Origin of the sequence: Streptomyces sp. NPDC059003 (genome assembly GCF_042740445.1) — a bacterium.
Classification (GTDB): domain Bacteria; phylum Actinomycetota; class Actinomycetes; order Streptomycetales; family Streptomycetaceae; genus Streptomyces.
This window is the reverse complement of record NZ_JBHYJH010000018.1, coordinates 31,762-51,233: the sequence shown is the minus strand read 5'-3', so window position 1 is coordinate 51,233 and position 19,472 is coordinate 31,762. Positions and strand designations below refer to the sequence as shown.

Sequence of the window (19,472 nt, the reverse complement as noted above, 5' to 3'; positions counted from 1 at the left end):
TGATAACTTCACGAAAGAAGTTACTGCGTTGAAGATTTCTCTTCCTTGGCGCAGACATTAGGGAGCGGAGGAACCCTTGTCAACGCCGTCGATGCGCCCCGATGCGGGCGAGATCTACCGCCAGTACCTCAGCGCGGTGCTGCTGCACAGCCATGCGAGCGCCCACGCCTGCAAGCTCGGCGCCACCGATCTGTACGCGCTGAACATCCTTCATCTGGCGGGCGCGATGACCCAGGGCGAACTCGCCTCGCGCACCGGCCTGACGACCGGGCCGACCACCCGCCTGATCGACCGCCTGGAGCAGGCGGGCTACGTACGCCGCATGCCCGACCCCGCCGACCGGCGCAAGGTGACCGTCGAGCCGGTCGGCGAACCCGCGGAACTCGACCGCGCCATGGCCCCCGCCCGCCAGAAGATCGGCCAGATCCTCGGCAGCTACACACCGGAGCAGCTCGACACCCTCTTCGACTACTTCGCCCGTGCCGCCGAGGCGTACCAGGAAGCCGCCGAGCAGTTGCGTGATCAGTAAGGTGCGGCTGCGGCTGGGCTTGTGCCTTTACCTCCGGGCCGGGATCGTCCTTTGATCGACGCGAGCCGCTTCGCTGTCTTGCCGATGTCGTACCGGAGCGCCTGGTGGCGGTTCTTCGAACCGAGCGGGTGTCGGGCCCTGGCCATCTGGTTTCGGCGCACAGGTTGGACGGGGAGGCGCTTCGGCCGCACCCGGGTCGACCACCTTCGATGCGCCCTCACCCCGATCGGCGAGGTCGGCCCGACCCCCGAATGCCCGCGTCCTTCCGTACCGCCCGCTCGTCGTCCTCCGCGCTCACGACCAGGCCGCCTCCGCCTGGCGGCCGCCGCCGGGACGTGCGGTGACGCACGGCGCCCGGACATGGACGTCAAGGTGGCCTGGCAGCGGGCGAAGCTCGCACGGGTGACCGCACCCCGGTGGACCCGCCGAGGCGGCCCGCCGGGGTGCTTTCCGTTGCGGTTTGACGGGGCGAGAAAGATCTCTCTAAATTAGAGAAGCGCGAAGATAGAGAGAATGTGCGCGAAGGGGGGGCTGTCATGTACGCCAGCACGATCAATCCGGCAGAACTCGATGTCCGCACTCTGATGCACGGGCTCAACGATCGCTGGGACCACGCGGACGGCCGACGGCGAGGGTTACAGGGCGCTCTTCACTCCTGGCGCCACCTCCGTCCAGTTCCACGGGACAGTGGGCGCCAAGGCCGTCAGGACGCGCGTCGGCAGGGCGCGGCGGGTTGCCTGAGGGAGGCGGGACGATGGCGGCCAAGGTGGGGCAGTACGCTGCAGGCCCCGGTCGTCAGAGAGAAGGTGCAACCCCAAGGTGCGTCCTCACAGCGCGGCGGACAGCGTGGAAGGCTCGGAGTCCACACTGATAGCACTGGCCATGGCGCTGCGGGTTCAGGCTGCACGGACCGTCCTCTTCCAGTCGGCGGTGGCCCAGTCCGTCGGACTCAACGCCACCGACTTCAACTGTCTGAGCCTGCTGGACCTGGAAGGGCCCACGACCCCGGGACGCCTTGCCGAACTGGTGGGCCTCACCCGTGGCGGCGCGATCACCACGGTGATCGACCGGCTCCAGAAGGCAGGCTTCGTCCGGCGCAGGCCCGACCCGGTGGACCGCAGGCGCGTCATCGTCGAAGCCGTGCCCGAGTCCTTCGCCACACGGGTCGACAGCCTCTTCACCGACTACCGAGCGGCGGTCCGCGAGCTCCTGATCGGACTCACCGAGGAGCAGCTGGAGCTGCTCCTGGAGATCACCGAACGGGGCAACGAGATCTTCCACACCGAGACCCAGCGGCTTCAGGCCAGGTAGCGGCCCGCCGCCGGCCCGGTCCCCGCCTGGTACAGGGGCCGCGCCCGGTGCGATCGAGGAGGAGCGGGGCCGTGCGAACGAGCACGGCGCCGCCATCCGCGAAGGGCTGGTGTACACCGGCGGGGTCGTCATCGCCGCCGGTGCCATTTTTTGGTCGCGGTTTTTGGGACCTTCATGCGCAACAGCGACCGCGCGCTGCGGCAGTTCGGCTCCGGGACGGCCGCTGTCGTGTTCGTCGACGCTGTCACGTCCGCCTGACGACCGTCCCCGCCGCGATGCGGCTGAGGGGGCGGAATGCCTGCTGGATCCCGGCAGGCGTGGGCCGGAGGCTGCCGAGGCCGAGTACGGAGAGCTCTGATGGGACGCGGGAGCCCGGGCGCCCGTGGCGGCGCCCGGGCTCCACCACACGGCCACTGCACGGGCCCCAGACTTTCAGCCGGTACAAGGAGACACCCTCGTGGACAACGTGCTCGCCCTCGCACGGCTTCAGTTCGCCCTCACCGCCATAGCGCACTACCTGTTCGTCGCGCTCACCCTCGGTCTGGTCACCTTCCTCGTCGTCATGCAGACGCGCTGGGCGATCACCGGCAAAGAGAAGCACCGCGCGCAGACCAGGTTCTGGGGTCAGCTCTATCTGATCAACTACGCGCTTGGAATCGGCACCGGCATCGTGATGGAGTTCCAGTTCGGGCTGAACTGGAGCGGACTCACCCATGCCGCGGGCAGCGTCTTCGGCGCGCCCCTCGTGGTGGAGACCCTCGTGGCCTTCGTCGCCGAGTCCACGCTCCTCGGCCTGTGGATCTTCGGCTGGGACCGACTGGGCCGCACCGCCCACACCGTACTGATCTGGCTGGTGGCTCTCTCCGCGTACGCCTCGGTCTTCTTCGTCATGGCCGCCAACGGGTTCCTCCAGAACCCGGCGGGCACGCGGACGAGCGACGGCGACATGGTCCCTGTCGATGCCGCCGCCCTCTTCCAGAACTCCAACGCGAGCACCGCGATGTGGCACATCCTGACGGGCGCGCTGACCACCGGCGCCTTCTTCATCGTCGCGGTCAGCGCCTGGCACCTGCGGCGGCGCACCGCACACACGGAGTTCTTCTGGTCGTCGATGAAGCTGTCCCTCCCCGTCGCCGCGGTGATGGCCATGGTCACGGGAGTCATGGGAACGAGCCTGTTCGAGGTGGTGGGCGCCCAGACCCCGACCAAATTCGGTCCAGGGAACAAGGACGCGGAGGCCCAGGCCAAGGAGTTCACCGAGAAGTTCGGGCCCGACAACTACTACGGCCCCGACTACGTCAGGACCGCGGAGAGTTTCATGATCACCAGCTGGGGCCTGATGCTGGTCGTCACGCTCGTCGCCGTGCTGTTCCTGATCAAACGGAACCTGATCCGCCGCCGCATCCTGCTGTGGCTGCTCAGCGCCGCGGTGGTCCTGCCGTACATCGCCAGCACCGCCGGATGGATCTTCCGCGAGGCCGGACGCCAGCCCTGGGCCGTCTACGGAGTACTCAAGACCGAGGACGCGATCACCCCCGGACTCACCACCGGCGGCGCGCTCGCCTCACTCCTTGTCTTCGGCGTACTCGTCGTGGCCCTCACGCTCGTCGACTGGGCCCTACTGATCCGCTTCGCCCGGCAGGGACCGGACGGGGCGCAGCTCGGGGCGGCTCATGGGCCGGGCGAAAAGGCCGCAGACGCACCCCAGTTGACCTACTGAAAGGCGCACACCGTGTGGGACAACATCTGGTATGCCCTGCTGGCACTGCTGCTGACGGGCTATCTCGTACTCGACGGCATCATCATCGGCACCGGAATGGTGGGCCGCCTCATCGCCCGCGACGACGCGGACCGCCACACGGTCGACGCGGCCACCGGGCCGTTCTTCCTCGGCAACGAGGTCTGGCTGGTGGCTGCGGCCGGCGTCACACTCGGCGGATTCCCCGGCCTGGAGTCCACCGTCGTGAGCGGCATGGCCCCCCTGATCGTCGTGGCCGTCGCCGCGCTGCTGCTGCGGCACGCCGCGATTCAGTTCCGCCGCCGCGTGCCGTCCCCCGGCTGGCGACGGCGCTGGGACATCCTCGTCCGGGCCGCCTGTGTGACGCTGGCCCTCATGTGGGGTGCCCTGGGCGGCGCGGTGCTCGGCGCGCTCCCCGTCAAGGGCGGACACCTGAGCCCCTCACTCGACCTGCTGCTGCGCCCCGTACCGGTGGCGTCCGCGCTGACCGCCGTCGCGGTCCTGGCACTCCACGGTGCCGTGTTCCTGGCGCGGCGGACGACGGGTCCGGTTGCCGAACGGGCCTCGGCGCTGACCTCACGCCTTGGCATCGCGGCGGCGGGCCTCGGGCTGCTCACGTTCGTCGCCGCCGTCTTCGACGCCAGGACCCGGGACGGAGCGCCGAACGCGCTCCCCGCCGTGCTGGTCGCCGTGGCCGCGATGGCCGCCGCGCTGATGGCATCACGGCAGGCCGCGTCCCGCGGCGCGGGCTTCCCGCTGCTGTTCAGCGGGCTCGCCGTGTGCCTTCCCGTGGTGGCGATCGGCGTCGCCCGCTTTCCGCAGACGGTGGTGAGCACCTACTCGGGAGAGGACCTCTCGCTCGCCGAGGCTGCCGCCCATCCCGATACCCTGAGCCTGGTCGGCCCCCTGGTGCTGCTGGTGCTGCCGGTGGTGCTCGCCTTCCAGGCCATGCAGTGGTGGGCGTTCCGCACCCGGGCGGACAAGCGGTCTCCTGTGTATTTCTGACCGCCACCCAGGCGGTCTCGTGGCGGTCTTGAGCCGTCCTCGGCTCAGTCCCGGACAGAGGGCGGCTGCGACCGCATGCGCGGAGCTCGGCGAAGAGTCGGGCGGCGTTCGTGCAGCCCTCGTTCCATCGCTGGTGCACGAAGGGCTTGTGGGGGTCGAGGACACTGCTACGGCCGGTCCACTGGCCGACCAGAAGCTCGTCCGGGGTGCCGGCGTCGGTGAGGCGTCGGACGGTGTTGCGGGCCAGGCCCAGCTCGCAGGCGATGCCGCGGGATCGTGTCCCGCCAGCTGGTGCAGAAGATGCGGAAGACCGCTGTTCCGACAGCCTGGCGAGTCCCGAACCATGCGGAAAGCCTCGGTTCTGGTCTCGGTTCCGGTCTCATACGTGCTCGTCAGCTGTTAAGCGTTCGGCCCTGGTACCGCGAGACCACACAATCACCGCTCGGGTGGGCCGACCCGCCCACGTATCGAGGCACTGACCTGAGGGATGCGATCTTCGTGCGTGCGCGATGCGTGAGCGGACTGTCCGGCAGGAAGCGTCATGCAACGGATCAACTACACGGTTGCACGCTGCCGACCAGGGGATACAGCATCGCGTAGCAGCGTCGAGCACCTCCCGGCAAGGATTCGATCCCACTCCTCAAGCGGGTGTCGCAGGTTCGAATCCTGCCGGGGGCACCATGCGTTACCACTCTGACCTGGGGTTTCTCCCTCAGGGAGGGGTTCTGATCGGCACGAATTCCGTGTCGGGGTCCTCCGCCCCGGCAGGCTCGGGCTCCGCTTCGGAAACGATGCTCTCGGAGGCGAGGCCTCGCGGCGCGAGCCGGGGTCTCCCGGATCGGTACAGCGGGAGCGGCCGAGGTCTGTTTCTCGTCACCCTTGTCGCAGACCGGTACGGCGTCGAGCCGACTGCAGTCGGGAAGTGCTGCTGGGCCGAGATCGCGCTGCTCGCCGGCCCCGACCAGCAGATCGTGTTGAAGCGGGACCGCAGAGAGGCGCTACCGCTCCGCGCAGCGAAGGAACTGCCAACCCAGTACGGCCAAGGCAAGCGCCTGTGCGAGGGAGACGATGACGAGGAGGAGCCGGACGGCGGGAGAGCACCAGAATGCAGTCACGCAGATCATCGGCAAGGCCAAGTACGTGAACAGATCCACAGCGGTCTGCAGCCGCTTGCGCGTGGTGCGGCTCGCATCCTCGCGGTGGTAGATCTCCCAGCCGAACACTGCGCCGTGAGCGCCGCTGAGCTCGGCAAGGCGTGGTCCCAGCTGGTCGCGGATGTAGCGGCCGACCGCGGAGATCTTCTCGTCGTTGACCAGGTAGGTCCAGCCCAGGACCAGGCAGATCGCAGGGATGACAAGCAGCAGTTGAGCCTGCCTGCTCTGAACGGTGATCGCCAGGACCGCGGTGGACGCGGCGAGCGTGAAGTAGAGCAGGTTGTCACGGAATCCTATCCGGGTTTTCTGCTCCTCCTTGATGCGGTCGTACTCGGCCAGCAACAGTCTGCTCTCGGTAACGTCTTCTGGGGCGGCCACGGCCATTCCTAAGCTCGGGTCCGGGCTGGGCTGATGAGTGGGCGGGCAGGGCTCCGGCGCTTCGGCCCCTGCCCGCCCCGAGGGCCAGGAAGACTCAGTCGGCAGCACGAATGGGCGGCAGGTTGTTGGGGTTGTTTCGTTCGATCCAACCCTTTCCATCCGCCGCGATTCCTTCCAAGAGGCGGAAGGTGTGGATGAAGCCAGCCGAAGTGAGGTTGATTTCGGCGATTTCCTGGGCGTTTTCGTCCGGCGCCAGTTGATGGGTGTCGGCGTCTTTGACCCGAATGTTCCTGGCCGGCCCATTGGTGAGGACGAGTTCGAGGTCGTAGCCGACATCGGCACGTTCCGTGACCTGTACGGAGGACAGCGCGTCGAACCGGTAGTTGCTTCGCTGCTCGATCTCACGTTTCACGTCGGTGAAATCGAATTCCGTGCTGATTTCACGAACGCCATCCTGTGTGACCAGGAAAAGGCGGAAGCTGTAGCGCGAGTACCGCCAAGGACCGCCCCTCACCCGCCCTCGCCTGTAGGGGCGTGCCGGCGTCAACAGGATGGTGTGGGTGATCAGGTCGCGCCAGGTGAGCTGGTAGTGGCGGAGCGCTTCGTCGACGAAGAGCGTTTTGTCGCAGGTGAGCCAGGTCTCCATTTCCAGCTCACTGGGTCGCGTACTGTCCAGGAACGACTTCCAGTTCCGGTGCGCGACTTGCCGCGCGGCCAGCCGCTCTTGATATTCCCGGGTTTCCTCGGCCATTCGCCGCTCTTCACCTCGGGCCTCCAGCCACAAAAACGCGGCCGCGCGGCCGCACAGGATCGCGCCGACCATGGCCGAGATGGCCAGCATCAACCGCGACCCGTCGGCATCCGAGGCCACTGTTCCGAGCAGGGCCAGAGCCGAAATGCCGAGAGCGATGAGGGCGACCACGCACAGTGCCTTCGCCACCGTCTGGTTCTGGTGGCGGTGGTCGACCAGAGTGCCTCTGTTGTGGCGGTCTCGGGCATCCTCAGCGAGATAGCGGATCAGCCAGTTGACCCGGTCCACGCTGATTCGGCTCTCGCGGTAGAGAAGCGCGATCTCGGCGACGAGGCTGTTACGGATGTGGACGGTATGGCCAAGCCATTCCTGCGGGGCGAATCCGTGGGGCACGCGGACACTGAAGTAGTGGTCGAACGAATGACGGACGCGGTTGGTGAACCCGTCCCCAGAAGAGGCGGGATCACGCGTGTGCGGGATCTGGGGCTGAACGTTCTTGGCCTTCAGTTGATGTTCCTGGTACCACCATCGGCTGCCGAAGTGAGCAGCGGTCAGGCCCGCACCGAGCGCCACCACCAGCTCGATGACTGCCGCGGCCGGATCCGCGTTCAACGCCAAGACCCAGAGGAATGCGGTGATGGCGACGAACAGGCCAGCTCGGAGCGGGAGAGCTGCCCGGGCGGCAGCAGCGGTGCTCGGACGGGGCGGCAGGGCCCGTGCCCCGATCGGGTCGGGTTCGAAATAGGCCCAGACCCGTTGGACCCGGTCATTGGCGAAGCGATCTGCCTCGGCCCGCTCGCCGTGCTCGGCCCACAGGCTGTCCTTCAGCCCTCCGGTGAGTACGAGGTCGAGGTGGCGGAGGAGCGCGTCACGCCGGGGAGGCGACAGAGCCAGCAGACGCTCCAGTGCGCGTCCTGTTTCACCGTCCGCGGTGCCGAGCATCGCCAGCAGTTCGAAAGCGACGCGCAGAGCGGCTTTCCACTCTCCCTCGGCGTAGGTCCCCATGAGCCCGGAGGCATGGTGCAGCCGCTGGAGTTCCTCGGTGCTGAGGTCGTGATAGGCGCGTGCACTGAGCATGGCGAGCACCCAGTGGAAACGGACCTCCGCGTTGTCGTGCCCGTGGGCGATCGCGTCACTGATCAGGTCGCGAGCCCGGCTGGGGACGCCTTCCTCCAGGAATCGCACACCGACCCTGTACTTTTCCTGAGGCGACGCATCCGGATGGACGACGTTGACGGTGGAGTTGTGTACGGTCTCGGCCTGGATGCCGACGGTGGAGTCGTACGCGGAATTGTGCGTGACCCTGCTGCCGTCGTTCATGACAGGTCACCCGCCGCAACAACCAGGGGTGCCAGCATGGCCACCAACTCGGGTAACTCCGCGATGAGGCCCCGTAACCTCTTGAGTGCCATGGTCGCCCTCTTGGATGAATCGGGAGCGTTCTCCCTGGCCGCTCGGCGGGCGAAACCCAGCTCGGCCAGTGCCTCACGATAGGTGTCGTCGTCGAGGGCGCCCTCGATGTGATGACGTTTCACGTGCTCACGGAAAACGTCCAGTTCTGCCACCAGGTCCGCCGGACCGGTCACCTTCGGGTGCGCGTTCAAGTAGACGCTGCTCTCCTTGACTGCGCCGGCCATGATGCCAACGGTGCTGTTGTGTGCGGTGTTGCTGACGTGCTCTTCGGATCTGTCTGCCGTAGGGGCCCGGTCTGCCTCGGACATTGCGATCTGCTCCTGTTCTCCCACCAGTTCCACGGCGAGCCGCGTGGCGAATGCCGCCGCGTTCGCCGCGGCCCGTGGCTGCCGGATACGGTCCTTCGCGCCGGCCTTCGTACCGTCTGCTCGGTCGCTGATTCCCCGGATGATGGCCACCGGCGCCCCGTTGAGATGCCCGGCCTGCGCCACACCGGCGGCCTCCATCTCGATCGCGAGCGCGTCGTTGTAGTGCTGCCGGATCCACCGCGCCTCGGCCGAGATCGTCGAGTTCTGTACGACCTCGCCGGCGGCGATCGCGCCGAAGTGCACCTGCGGCGTGCGCCCATGACCGGGCGTGTCGTCGGCCCAGTCGTTCACGCGAGCCAGATGCGAGGCGAGTTGGCTGATGCCGTGCGCCGTCTCCCACACCCGGGGGCGCGCCTTGAGTCCGTCGTCCTCGCTGGTCCCGCCGTGGTAGGCGTACACGTGTGTCGCCATCACCACGTCGCCCAGCCTGGCGGTGTCCCACAGGGCACCGGCGACGCCCACGAACAACACGGCCACCGGCGAGAACTCCTGAATCGCGCGCTCAGCGATCACCGCGGCAGAATGATTCCCCTTGTTCGTCAGACCGAGCGCGACACGACATGAAGTGCCCTGCACGGTTCCCACCTCGAACCGCGTCCCACGCTCATGACGGTGCACCTGTGGACCGGCCAGTTTCCGGCGCACGACCTCGTACTCGAGATTGAGGGCGGTGAGAATCACCACCAGGTCGTTCGACATCTATTCCCCTTCCCCTCTCGTTTCCGCCTCTGTCCCGGACGGCGCAGGTCGGATCAGCGGTGGGAACAACACTGTCTTCGGCCCGGCTCGGTACAGCCGCGCGGGCCGTCCCGCCGTGGCCCTGCGTCCCGAGCCGGCCGGCATGATGAATCCCTTTACGGCCTGGACTTTCCGGTAGAAATTACGAGTGTCGATTTCGGCACCCCACACCGCCTCGTACACCTGCTGCAACTCGGCTATGGTGAAGAGTTCTCCGCAGAATGCCGTGGCCAGCGCCGTGAATTCGAGCTTGGTACGCGCGCGTTCGACTCCGTCTGTCACGATCTGGCGGTGGTCGAAGGCCAGTTCCACCTCTCCGGACAGGACGGCTTCCGCGGGAACCCACGCAGCATCCGCGGCATCCGTTCCCGCGACCGGTTCGGGGAGTCCCGGTGCGATCGCCAAGTGGGCCACGGAAACGACTCGCCCCCGTGGATCACGGCCTGCGTCTCCGTAGATGGCCAACTGCTCAAGATGCACGGACCCGGCAACCAGAGCGGTCTCCTCACTCAACTCACGGTGAGCGGCGTCCAGGATCTCCTCACCAGCGTGACTGAGGAATCCGCCAGGCAGAGCCAGCATGCCCTGAAATGGATCTTCACCCCGCTCAACGAGCAGAACACACAGCTGCCCCTCACGCAGCGTCAGGATCACGAGATCGACCGTCAGCAGTACGGGCGTGGGTGACCACGCGTCAACTTGCATACTGCTTAAGCTACTTCGATTCCTGTCACTATGACAAGAAGGGAGGTACGGAGACCACTGGCGCTGTATGGCGGAGGCGCTCCGAGCGCTCGACCAGTCGTCCTCTCCACCCAGTTGCAGTGGAGTGCGGAGCCGGGGATCGCACGACAGGCCAGTTCGCCAGTCGTGGGTGCGCGGCATCGGACGCCCCAGGCACCTCGGCGACGCCGTAAGAGTGGCTCCCCGCCGCCATCACGGCAGCGCGGGGGTCTCCTGGCGGTGTCCCGAAGGTTTCGCCGAGGCCCGATGCAGCCGACGGATCTCAGCCCAGTACTCCAGTCAGCCTGATCCGTTCATGCCAGGACCGTCGGATCCGACCGCGTTTCGGCGTTCGGTGCGTCCTGCGCCCCGGGGTTCCGCGAGTGGCGCACGGACGGCAGACAGTACGCTGAATCCAGCGGGATCGGGCGCGCGGCGCAGTGTCCGGGAGGTGCTTCATGACGGCCGAGATGATGGCCCCGGCGTGGATGCATGAGCAGATCACGGCGGAAGAGTACGAGTCCTGGTCCGAGGAACAGTGCGCCGGTGTCGAGATCGTGGACGGGATGGTCGTCGTGAGTCCCCATGCGTCCAAGCGCCACAACCGGCTGGCCCGGATTCTGGCGAATGCCTTGGATGCCGCCCCAGGATCGGATTGGAACGCCGACACGGACTTCGACGTCCGGCTTCAGGACGTCCCACTCACCAATCGCCGCCCGGATGTCGTCGTGTACCGCGCAGACACCATCGACCTCACCCCCACTCGCCCTGAGCACGTGCTGCTGGTCGCAGAGGTGGTGTCGCCAGGCTCGGAGACCACCGACCGGATCGTGAAGGTCGACCAGTACGCCAAGGCGGGCATCGGCTTCTACTGGCGGATCGAGCAGGCCGCGACAGGCGTTCCTCTCGTGTACACCTACCTTCTCGACCCCGCGACGAAGACCTACCGGGACGGAGAAGTGTTCACCGGCGTCCTCAAGGCGGCGGCCCCCTTCCCGGTGGAGATCGACCTCGGCCGGATCTGACGTACGCACTGCTCAGCAACCGGCAGCGCGGGAGCGATGCGGGAGCGATGCGGGAGCGGACGGCCCGAGACCGTGTCTGTACGGGATGTGCTCGGGCCAGGGCCCGCGGCCCGTTGGTCGCGGGCCCTTCCGCGTGCGGGCGGTGGGGAGAAACCTTGCACGGGTGGGTGCCGCCTGTGCAGGGGCGGTGGTGCCCGCGTGGGTTTCCTGTCGGCCGGCCACCATCGGAGATCCCATGTTGCGGATCTACTTCACCACCGAGGACATCGCGCGCTTACGCGTCGCGGCGGCGCCCGATCCTCTGTGGGAGATCACCAACAGCTTCCAGATCCTGATCACGCGCGCGAACCCTTTGGTGTTCGGCGAGTGGCGGCGCCTCGTGCGGGCGCGGCTGCCCGTGGTCAGCGGGCTGCTCGCGGCGCTGCTTCCGCCGCGCGGCTACTCGCCGGACTTCCTCACCCCCGACCTGGGCGGCCGCCTCGACCTGGAGAGCGCCGTCGACACCGTGCTCAGCACGCCCCGGTCCGCCCTGCACAGCGACCTGACGAGGCTCGCGGGATCCCGCGGCAGGGCGCAGCCGCTGCCCGACGAGATCCGCGCCCTGGCCGAGGGCGACCCCGTGGCGCTGCGCCGGCTGAGCGCCGCCCTGCACGCCTACCACCGGCACGCGCTCGCCCCGTACTGGGCGCACATCCGGGCGCAGGTGGACGCGGACCGCGCCGTGCGCACCCGGGCGGTGCTCGCGGGCGGCGCCGACGGGCTCCTCGCCAGCTTCCGCCCCGTACTGCGCTGGCAGCCGCCCGTCCTGGAGACCGACTACCCGGTCGACCGCGGGCTGCGGCTCGGCGGCCGGGGGCTGCTCCTGCAACCGTCCTTCTTCTGCGACCGCCGCCCCGTCACGCTGGCCTCCCCCGAGCTCACGCCGGTCCTGGTGTATCCGATCCAGCACACCCTCGGCTGGGACCGGCAGCGCGGCCCCGCGCAGCGCGACACGGAGCTGACGGAGCTGAGCGCCCTCATCGGCCGTACCCGGGCCGCCATCCTCCAGGACGTCGTGACCGGCCGTACGACCGGCGAACTCGCCCAGCGGTTCCTCATCTCCGGTCCTGCCGCGAGCTATCACACCGCCGTGCTGCGCCGCGCGGGACTGCTCCTGAGCATGCGCCGCAGCAAGCACGTGCTGCACACCATCACCCCTGAAGGACTCGCCCTCCTGGACGGTCCGGAGCACCCGCCACCCGACGTTTAAACCAGGATTTTCATGTGTGGTGGTGGCGCGGCGGCCTGCGGAACGCTGGGGCCACGAACGGTGACCAGGAGCAGGCAGAGGGGCAGGAGGGGGAACGGCCGTGCCACGACTCAGGACCGCCGTCACTGCCACTGCCGTCGCCACCGTCACCGCGGCCCTCGCCGCGCTGACGTCCTGCGCGACGGAGGCGTCACAGCCGGCCGCGGGCACCGGGCCCACCGGTCCGGCCCGCGAGCTCACCCGGACCGAGCAGAACCGCGTCGACCGGGCCGAACAGCGCCTGATCCAGCGGTGCATGAAGGACAAGGGCTTCCGCTACTGGGTCGCCCCCACCCTGAGCCCCGACACGGCACGCGCCTTCACCCACCGCTTCGTCCAGGACGACGTCGCCTGGGCCCGCGCGCACGGGTACGGCGAACGGCTCCAGCGCGCGTTCCTCGCCGCGAAGAAGCGCGACCCCAACCTCGCCTATCGCAAGGCCCTGACGCCCGCCGCACGCGAGCGGTACGTGACCGCGCTGGGCGGCGGCCCCGACACTCCGGTGTACTCCGTGCGCCTGCCGACCGGCGCGTCCGTGCGCAGCATGGACGGCGGCTGCGAGCGCTCCGCACGCCAGGAGCTGTACGGCGACGCGAAGGCGTTCTTCCGTGCCGACAAGGTCGCCACGAATCTCACCCCGGTGTACACGCCGAAGCTCATCCGCGACCCGCTCTTCACCACCGCCCTGAAGGCGTGGTCCACCTGCATGCGCACCGCGACCGGCCACGGCTACGCCGACCCGGAGGCCGTCCGCGCCGACCTCCGGCGGCGGAGCGAACACCTCGGCCCGGCCCAGGCGCACGCACTCGAAGTGAAGCTCGCGGTCGCGGAGGCCACCTGCGCCCGCAGGACCTCGCTCCGCGCCACACTGCGCCGCCTGGATCGCAGGTACGGCGACCCGGTGCGCGACCGGTACGCCGAGGAGATCGCCACGAGCAACCGGATGAAGCGGGCGGCCCTGCGCAGAGCGGACCAGATCGACCACCGCACCTAGTCAGTTCAACGAAGAACGAAACGAAGAACGAAGGGGGAACACCATGCACAGGATCCGCGTCGCCCTGGTGGCGGCGGCCATGACCTTGACAGCGGGCACCCTGCTCACCGGCCCGGCCCAGGCCGCCCCGGACGACGTCCGGGGACCCAACTGCGACGCCCTGTGGCGCGCGCACCAGAACGACGGGAACGTCTGGGCGTACCGCGACCTGGACTGTCACGTCGAGCTCGGCCACACCCCGGGCAACGACTTCAACTGGGCCGACGGATCGGGGGCGTTGACCGGCTCGGACAACGACGCGGCCACCTCGCTTCTGAACACCGGCCAGGCCGGCGTCAGCAGCGTCCAGTTCTACGAGCACGCGGGCCCCGCGGGCGGCACGGGCTGCGTGTCCCGGGGTGAGCTCTACGTCGACAACCTGACGGACAACGTGTTCAACAACGGCGTGGGCGCGAACGACACCATCAGCGCGCACCGCTGGTCGTCCGGGTGTGTCAATCCCTGGACCTGAGGACCATCTCCGAGGGGGATGCACGGGGGGAGGCGTTTCTCGGGGCGCCTCCCCCCTGTACGTCTGTACGTCTGTACGTCGCCGTCATGCTGCTACGACGTCACGACGGGTTCGGCGTCGCGATGGCGGGGCGGGCGGGTTTGACGCCCTCCTTCGTCAGCGCGGTGGCGATGCGGCGGGCCGCCAAGGGGTCCGCCGGGAGGGTGTGGCGGGCGAACCAGCGGGCCGCCGTCGGGTCGGGCGACGGCTCGACGAACTCGGCGCCCGCGTAGTCGTCGAGCGGCGGGTCGTAGAGGTAGCCGGCGACCACGCCGTGGCTCACGAGGCGGTCCACGAGGGCGTCGCGGTCGTGGACCAGGAGCGGGACGCGGAAGAGGGCGACGGGGCCGTCATGGGCGGTGCGGTCGCGGACGGCCGGGGAGGCCCAGGGCGTGCGCGCGAGGAGGGAGACGCCCGCCCTGCGGCGGGTCAGGTCCTCGTCCAGGAGGGCCATGCGGACGCCCAACTGGCCTCGTACCAAGGGCCCGTGGCGGTCCCGGTAGCCGTGCAGGTCGACGCGGACCCACGGGTCGTACGCGGGCAGGCTCGGCGCCTCCCGCGCGGACGCGGCGAGCTGCGGGGCGCGCAGCGGCATGCGGATCTCGTCGCGTTCGAGGAGGCCGAGGCGCTGCATCGTCCGCCAGACGGGGCGCACCAGGTTGAGGCCGCGCACGGCGGAGCGGGCCAGCGGGCGCAGCGTCGTGGCGAGGTCGTCGCGGAGGCGGGCGGGGCGCAGCAGGTCGTCGCGGAGCAGTTCGAGCTCGCGGCGCGTGCGCGCGTCCTCGACGGCGAGGAAGCCGCCCGCCATGCCCGCCACGTGCTTGGACAGGCTGAAGGCCGCCGCCTTCCCGAACGTGCCGACCGGCTGCCCGGCCACGTGCGTGCCGATGGCGTGCGCCGCGTCCTCGATGAGCGGGATGCCCAACTGCTCGCAGCGGGCGCGCAGTTCGACGACGCGGTCCGGGATCCCGTACAGGTTGGTGGTCAGGACCGCGTCCACGGTGCGCCAGGTCGATTCCGGTACGGCGTCCGGGTCGATGTTGCCGTCCCAGACCGACACGGGGGCCTGCACCGGGCGCAGTCCTGCCGCGAGGACCACGAAGAGGATCACGTCGTCGTTCACCGGCGACATCAGCACCCGCGCGCCCGGCCTGCACCAGCGCCGCAGCGCCAGGTACAGGGCAAGGCGGGCCGAGGGCGTGTAGACGCATGCGCGCCCCAGTCGCCGCGTCATCGTCGCGGCGAGCCGCGATCCGTACGGCATGGACACCTCGTTCCAGAGAGCCGGAGAGCCAGAGAGCTGGTGTGCTGGTGTGCTGGTGTGCTGGTGTGCTGGAGAGTCAGCGGGTGCGGCCCGTGCGCAGCGAGCCCACCGTCTTCAGGAGCCGGTCGGCCGGCTCCCGCAGGCCCGGGTGGGCCAGGACCGTGTTGCGCAGGCCCCGCACCGGTCTGCGCCAGAGCCGGTGGGCCGCCGCCACCGGGTGGGGGCGGGTGGCGAAGCCCTCGCCCACGCGCAGTTCGCGGGTCTTGAGCCAGTCCTTGTACTCCTTGTCGCCGCGCCCCATGTCGATGAGGCGCACGCCCTCGCGGCCCGCGGCCTCGGTCATGCGCAGGTGCATGATCAGGCCGGGCGAGTAGTAGCGCAGATCCGGGTCGTACGCGGTGAACCACGCGGCGAAGACGGTGCGCGACCGCGGCCCGAAGTGCGCGGCGACGGGGCGGTCACCCGCGTACACCACGGAGAGGACACCGGTGAAGTGCGCGCCGCGGAGCTGGGACAGATGCTCCACCAGGTCCACGATCCACGGGCGCGAGAACCGGTCCATGCGGCCCGTCCTGCGGTACTGGGCCGACTTCCACCGCATGAGCGTGCGCAGCGCGCCGGGGTCGCGCTCGTCGAAGACGAACCGCATCTCGCCCAGGTCGCGGCTCAGGCGGCGCTCCTTCTTGAGCGTCGTCTTGGCGAGGCCCGGGTACGCGCCGCGCAGCCACTCCGCGTAACTGCCGTCGCCGACCTTCACGTCGATCACCGGGGACGCGAAGGTCCCCGTGACGTATCTGCCGAAGGGTTTCTGCTCCTCGACGAGATGGTCGAACTCGAACGTGGACAGGGCGCAGGCCCGCAGCAGTTCCCTGGCGTTCCAGGTGACGCCGGGCCGGTGCACCAGGGCCTGGCAGTCGGAGAGGCCGAGGCCGATCGCGCGGCCGACGCCGAACGCGCCGCGCTCGTACGGGAAGAAGCCGACGGCCTCGCCCCCCTCGCGCAGGACCGCGACCCGCGCCCCGTCCCGGTACCTGCCGATCCCGGCCGCGAACTCCGGTGCCAGGAAGGGGTTGGCGAAGTCGGGCGACTCGTCCATGGCCCGGTGCCAGGCCCGGCGGAGCTGCTCGCCCAGCTCCCCGGGTCTGTGGATTGAGACCTCCACCTCAGATCAACCGCCCTTCCGCGGGCTTCATCGGTTGTCGAGCCGGTGTTCTTGCGGCTGTTCTCATGGGATCGCTCATGGAACGCACGGGTGATCGCCCCCCAAATGCCCCCGACACGCTGTCCGCTTCCCGCCGTTGCCTCGGCGAGGCTCAAACGTCGCGAAACAGTACGCAGCCTGTCAAGGGTGTCTGCCCGTAACGGACGGGCGCGTTCAGCAAACAGCCAAGTACGAGGGCGAGTCGAGCGACATTCAGACATCTCGCACCCCAGGCCAGCCCCGCTCTCACAAGCTGAACGAAACGGTGTAGTTGACTTCTGGAAACTGCACCGTTTAGTTTCATCATCGACAGCGGCGCACTCGCACGTCCACTCCCTCTGGAGGACCCCATGCGTGACCTCACGTTCCTCGGCATCTCCGGCAGCCTCCGCGGCTCCTCGCACAACACCCAGCTGCTCCGCGCCGCGCAGAAGTTCGCGCCGAGCGGGGTCGAGGTCGAGATCTACGACGGGCTCCGCGAGATACCGCCGTACGACCTCGACCAGGACTCCGAGGACAGCTGGCCCACGCCCGTCGCGGAGCTGCGGCGGCGGATCACGGAGGCCGACGGACTGCTCATCGCCACGCCCGAGTTCAACCACTCCTTCCCCGGCGTCCTGAAGAACGCCCTCGACTGGGCGAGCACCAACTGGTCGGGCAAGGCGGGCAAGCCGCTCGAGTACAAGCCCGTCGCCGTCGTCGGGGCCTCGCCGAGCCAGTTCGGCTCCGCACGCGGCCAGTTGGCGCTGCGTCAGGTGCTGTACGGGGTGCACTCCGACCTCGTCCTCACGCCCGAGGTCACGGTGTTCCGCTCGCACGAGCGGTTCGACGAGGCCGGGAACCTCACGGACGAGTTCACCATCGGCCTCCTGAAGGAGCTGCTCGACGGGCTCGCGGCCAAGGCGCGGAGCACGCGGTGACCCCAGCCGCGCAAGCGGCTCCGACGGAGGCGGGCGCGGAGGCAACCGCGGACGCGGCGCCGGTCGACGTCCAGGTCCTCTCCCACCGAGGCGTCTGGCACGTCGACCCCCTGCACACCGGCGTCCACTTCCGCGGCCTGAACCGCGGCGCCGGACGGGTGCGCGGGCGCTTCGACCGCGTCCGCGGCACCGTCGGGTTCAAGGAGGGCATCGAGCGGCCCCACATCGACGTGCGCGTCGAACTCGGCAGCGTGTCCACGGGGGTTGCGGCGCGGGACCGGCACCTGCGGTCCGCGGACTATCTCGACGTCGCCGCCCACCCGTACATGACCTTCACGTCCAAGCGGCTCGTGCGCACCGGCAGGGGCATCGGCGAGCTCATCGGCGAGCTCGCGCTGCACGGCGTGACGCGGCCGCTCGTCCTCGACGTGGAGTGGCGGGGAGGCGCCCCGGACGTCAGGCCCGGCGCCCGGCACGCCGCGTTCGGCGCGCGCGGCCAGCTGTCCCTCGGCGAGTACGGCATCCGGCCGCTGCTCCTGCCCGGCCTCACCATCCCGGGCGTCGGGGACCGCGTCGGCATCCAGCTCGACGTGGTGCTCGTCCCGTACGACCCGGCGGCCGGGCTCAGCTGATTCCGGCCCCGGCCCCGGCCGTGCCCGCGCGCAGCCGCCGCACCCCCGCGCACCCCACCAGGAACGCTGTCCACACCCCTGTGCACAACACCTGCGTCCGCGAGCCCTCGTCCCACACCATCAGGGCGAGGACCGCGGCGATGACGCACAGGGCGAGGCGGGTCAGATGGGGGAAGAGCCACATCCGGATCACCAGGCGTTCGGGCGCCTCCTTCTCCGTACGGCGGCGCAGGCGCAGTTGGGAGAGGCCGACCAGGAACCAGATGACGAGGAAGGTCGCGCCCACGGCGTTGAGCAGCTGGCGGAAGACCGTGTCCGGCCACAGGACGTCGAGGACGACCGCCACGAAGCCGAAGGCGGACGAGGCGAGCACCGCGTTGCGCGGGACGCCGCGCGCGGCGAGGCGGCCCAGGGGGCGGGGCGCGTCGCCGCGGCCCACGAGGGCGTAGAGCATCCGCGACGACGCGTACACGTTGGCGTTCATCGCCGACAGGAGCGCGATCAGGACGACGGCCTTCATGATGTGCCCGGCGCCGGGGATGCCGAGCTGGTCGAGGGCGCCCGCGTACGGGCCGCCGCGCACGGCGGGGCTGTCCCAGGGCAGCAGCGTCACGATGACCGCCATCGAGCCGAGGTAGAACACGCACACCCGCCACACCACGGTCCGCGCGGCGCGCCCCACCGCCCGCGCCGGGTCCGACGACTCGGCCGCCGCGATCGTGACGGTCTCCAGACCGCCGTAGGCGAACACCGCGGCGACCAGGCCGAGTCCGACCCCGTGCCAGCCCTGTGGCATGAAGCCGCCGTCGCCCGTGAGATGGGCGGCCCCCGGCGACTTCGTGCCCGGCAGCACGCCCGCCACCGCCGCCGCGCCCACGAGCAGGAACACGCAGATCGCGGTGACCTTCAGGCCCGCGAACCAGAACTCGACGGCGCCGAAGTGCCGTACGGCGCCCAGGTTGCTGACGGTGAAGACCGCCATGAAGACGGTCATCCAGGTCCAGCCCGGTACGCCCGGCACCCACCCCGTCATGATGTCGGCCGCGCCGATCGCCTCCGCGGCGACGCTGATGACGAGCAGCGACCAGTAGAGCCAGCCCGCGGTGAGCCCGGCCCAGGGGCCGAGCGCGCGGGCCGCGTGGACGGCGAAGGAGCCGGTCACGGGGTTCGCCGCCGACATCTCGGCGAGCATCCGCATCACGAGGACGACGAGGGCGCCGGCCGCGGTGTACGAGAGCAGGATCGCGGGGCCCGCCGCCGCGATGCCGACTCCGGAGCCGACGAACAGGCCCGCGCCGATGGCGCCGCCGAGGGCGATCATCGCCAGGTGGCGCTGCTTGAGGCCCTGGGGCAGGGCGGGCTCGGGCGCGGCGGGCGGGCGCGCCGTGCCTGGTGAGGAGCTGTCGGCCGGGCCCTCGGCGCTCGTGCTGTCGGTCGTGCTGTCGGAGGTCGGGCTGTCGGCGGTCGTCGGCATGGGCCGAAGCTCTACC

Annotated in this window: 17 protein-coding genes; 10 read left to right on the top strand and 7 right to left on the bottom strand. The window is 69.5% G+C overall.

Going from position 1 to position 19,472, the window contains the following annotated elements; genetic code table 11:
* Positions 1–76: 76 nt before the first annotated feature.
* From ACFWZ5_RS10440 to ACFWZ5_RS10425, 4 genes are all read left to right on the top strand, one after another.
* A complete protein-coding gene (locus ACFWZ5_RS10440; RefSeq protein ID WP_384795154.1) occupies positions 77–529 on the top strand; it encodes a MarR family transcriptional regulator in 453 nt (150 codons plus the stop codon).
* An 819-nt stretch (positions 530–1,348) separates the two neighbouring features.
* Complete coding sequence (locus ACFWZ5_RS10435) at positions 1,349–1,840, top strand: MarR family transcriptional regulator (RefSeq protein WP_384795152.1); 492 nt, start codon at positions 1,349–1,351, stop codon at positions 1,838–1,840.
* Between the two features lie 457 nt (positions 1,841–2,297).
* Positions 2,298–3,560, top strand: coding sequence for a cytochrome ubiquinol oxidase subunit I (locus ACFWZ5_RS10430; RefSeq protein ID WP_384795150.1), 1,263 nt, complete (start codon positions 2,298–2,300; stop codon positions 3,558–3,560).
* 12 nt (positions 3,561–3,572) lie between these two features.
* Complete coding sequence (locus ACFWZ5_RS10425) at positions 3,573–4,583, top strand: cytochrome d ubiquinol oxidase subunit II (RefSeq protein ID WP_384795148.1); 1,011 nt, start codon at positions 3,573–3,575, stop codon at positions 4,581–4,583.
* 998 nt (positions 4,584–5,581) lie between these two features.
* Here ACFWZ5_RS10425 and ACFWZ5_RS10420 read toward each other — a convergent pair.
* From ACFWZ5_RS10420 to ACFWZ5_RS10405, 4 genes are all read right to left on the bottom strand, one after another.
* Positions 5,582–6,121 carry a hypothetical protein gene (locus tag ACFWZ5_RS10420; protein ID WP_384795146.1) on the bottom strand — a complete coding sequence of 180 codons (540 nt, stop codon included), beginning with the start codon at positions 6,119–6,121 and terminating at the stop codon, positions 5,582–5,584.
* Positions 6,122–6,209: 88 nt separating this feature from the next.
* Entirely contained in the window at positions 6,210–8,186 is a 1,977-nt protein-coding gene (locus ACFWZ5_RS10415) for a hypothetical protein (RefSeq protein ID WP_384795145.1), read from the bottom strand.
* On the bottom strand, positions 8,183–9,346 hold the full coding sequence (locus ACFWZ5_RS10410) for a purine phosphorylase (RefSeq protein WP_384795143.1): 1,164 nt from the start codon (positions 9,344–9,346) through the stop codon (positions 8,183–8,185). The genes ACFWZ5_RS10415 and ACFWZ5_RS10410 overlap by 4 nt, the downstream gene beginning before the upstream one ends.
* Positions 9,347–10,090 carry an NUDIX domain-containing protein gene (locus ACFWZ5_RS10405; RefSeq protein ID WP_384795141.1) on the bottom strand — a complete coding sequence of 248 codons (744 nt, stop codon included), beginning with the start codon at positions 10,088–10,090 and terminating at the stop codon, positions 9,347–9,349. It lies immediately after the preceding gene.
* A 476-nt stretch (positions 10,091–10,566) separates the two neighbouring features.
* Here ACFWZ5_RS10405 and ACFWZ5_RS10400 point away from each other — a divergent pair, with 476 nt between their 5' ends.
* The 4 genes from ACFWZ5_RS10400 to ACFWZ5_RS10385 all read left to right on the top strand — a co-directional run bounded on the left by ACFWZ5_RS10400 (position 10,567) and on the right by ACFWZ5_RS10385 (position 13,926).
* Positions 10,567–11,133, top strand: coding sequence for a Uma2 family endonuclease (locus ACFWZ5_RS10400; protein ID WP_384795139.1), 567 nt, complete (start codon positions 10,567–10,569; stop codon positions 11,131–11,133).
* Between the two features lie 235 nt (positions 11,134–11,368).
* Positions 11,369–12,382, top strand: a complete 1,014-nt coding sequence (locus ACFWZ5_RS10395; RefSeq protein WP_384795137.1) for an ArsR/SmtB family transcription factor — start codon at positions 11,369–11,371, stop codon at positions 12,380–12,382.
* 100 nt (positions 12,383–12,482) lie between these two features.
* Positions 12,483–13,415: a hypothetical protein gene (locus tag ACFWZ5_RS10390; RefSeq protein WP_384795135.1), complete on the top strand. Its 933-nt coding sequence runs from the start codon at positions 12,483–12,485 to the stop codon at positions 13,413–13,415.
* A gap of 43 nt (positions 13,416–13,458) precedes the next feature.
* Positions 13,459–13,926, top strand: a complete 468-nt coding sequence (locus ACFWZ5_RS10385; protein WP_384795133.1) for a hypothetical protein — start codon at positions 13,459–13,461, stop codon at positions 13,924–13,926.
* Positions 13,927–14,026: 100 nt separating this feature from the next.
* Here the strand turns inward: ACFWZ5_RS10385 and ACFWZ5_RS10380 are convergent, their stop codons facing one another.
* Both ACFWZ5_RS10380 and ACFWZ5_RS10375 read right to left on the bottom strand, forming a co-directional pair.
* On the bottom strand, positions 14,027–15,229 hold the full coding sequence (locus tag ACFWZ5_RS10380; protein ID WP_384795131.1) for a DegT/DnrJ/EryC1/StrS family aminotransferase: 1,203 nt from the start codon (positions 15,227–15,229) through the stop codon (positions 14,027–14,029).
* Positions 15,230–15,305: 76 nt separating this feature from the next.
* Positions 15,306–16,391, bottom strand: a complete 1,086-nt coding sequence (locus tag ACFWZ5_RS10375) for a GNAT family N-acetyltransferase (RefSeq protein WP_384795129.1) — start codon at positions 16,389–16,391, stop codon at positions 15,306–15,308.
* Between the two features lie 389 nt (positions 16,392–16,780).
* Between ACFWZ5_RS10375 and ACFWZ5_RS10370 the strand changes: the two genes are divergently transcribed.
* Together ACFWZ5_RS10370 and ACFWZ5_RS10365 are read left to right on the top strand one after the other, a co-directional pair.
* Positions 16,781–17,350 (top strand): NADPH-dependent FMN reductase, encoded by a 570-nt coding sequence (locus ACFWZ5_RS10370; protein WP_384795127.1) that lies wholly within the window; start codon positions 16,781–16,783, stop codon positions 17,348–17,350.
* Positions 17,347–17,982: a YceI family protein gene (locus ACFWZ5_RS10365; RefSeq protein ID WP_384795126.1), complete on the top strand. Its 636-nt coding sequence runs from the start codon at positions 17,347–17,349 to the stop codon at positions 17,980–17,982. The genes ACFWZ5_RS10370 and ACFWZ5_RS10365 overlap by 4 nt, the downstream gene beginning before the upstream one ends.
* Here the strand turns inward: ACFWZ5_RS10365 and ACFWZ5_RS10360 are convergent.
* Complete coding sequence (locus tag ACFWZ5_RS10360; RefSeq protein WP_384795124.1) at positions 17,975–19,456, bottom strand: amino acid permease; 1,482 nt, start codon at positions 19,454–19,456, stop codon at positions 17,975–17,977. The two genes, ACFWZ5_RS10365 and ACFWZ5_RS10360, sit on opposite strands and share 8 nt — an antisense overlap.
* Positions 19,457–19,472 lie beyond the last annotated feature (16 nt).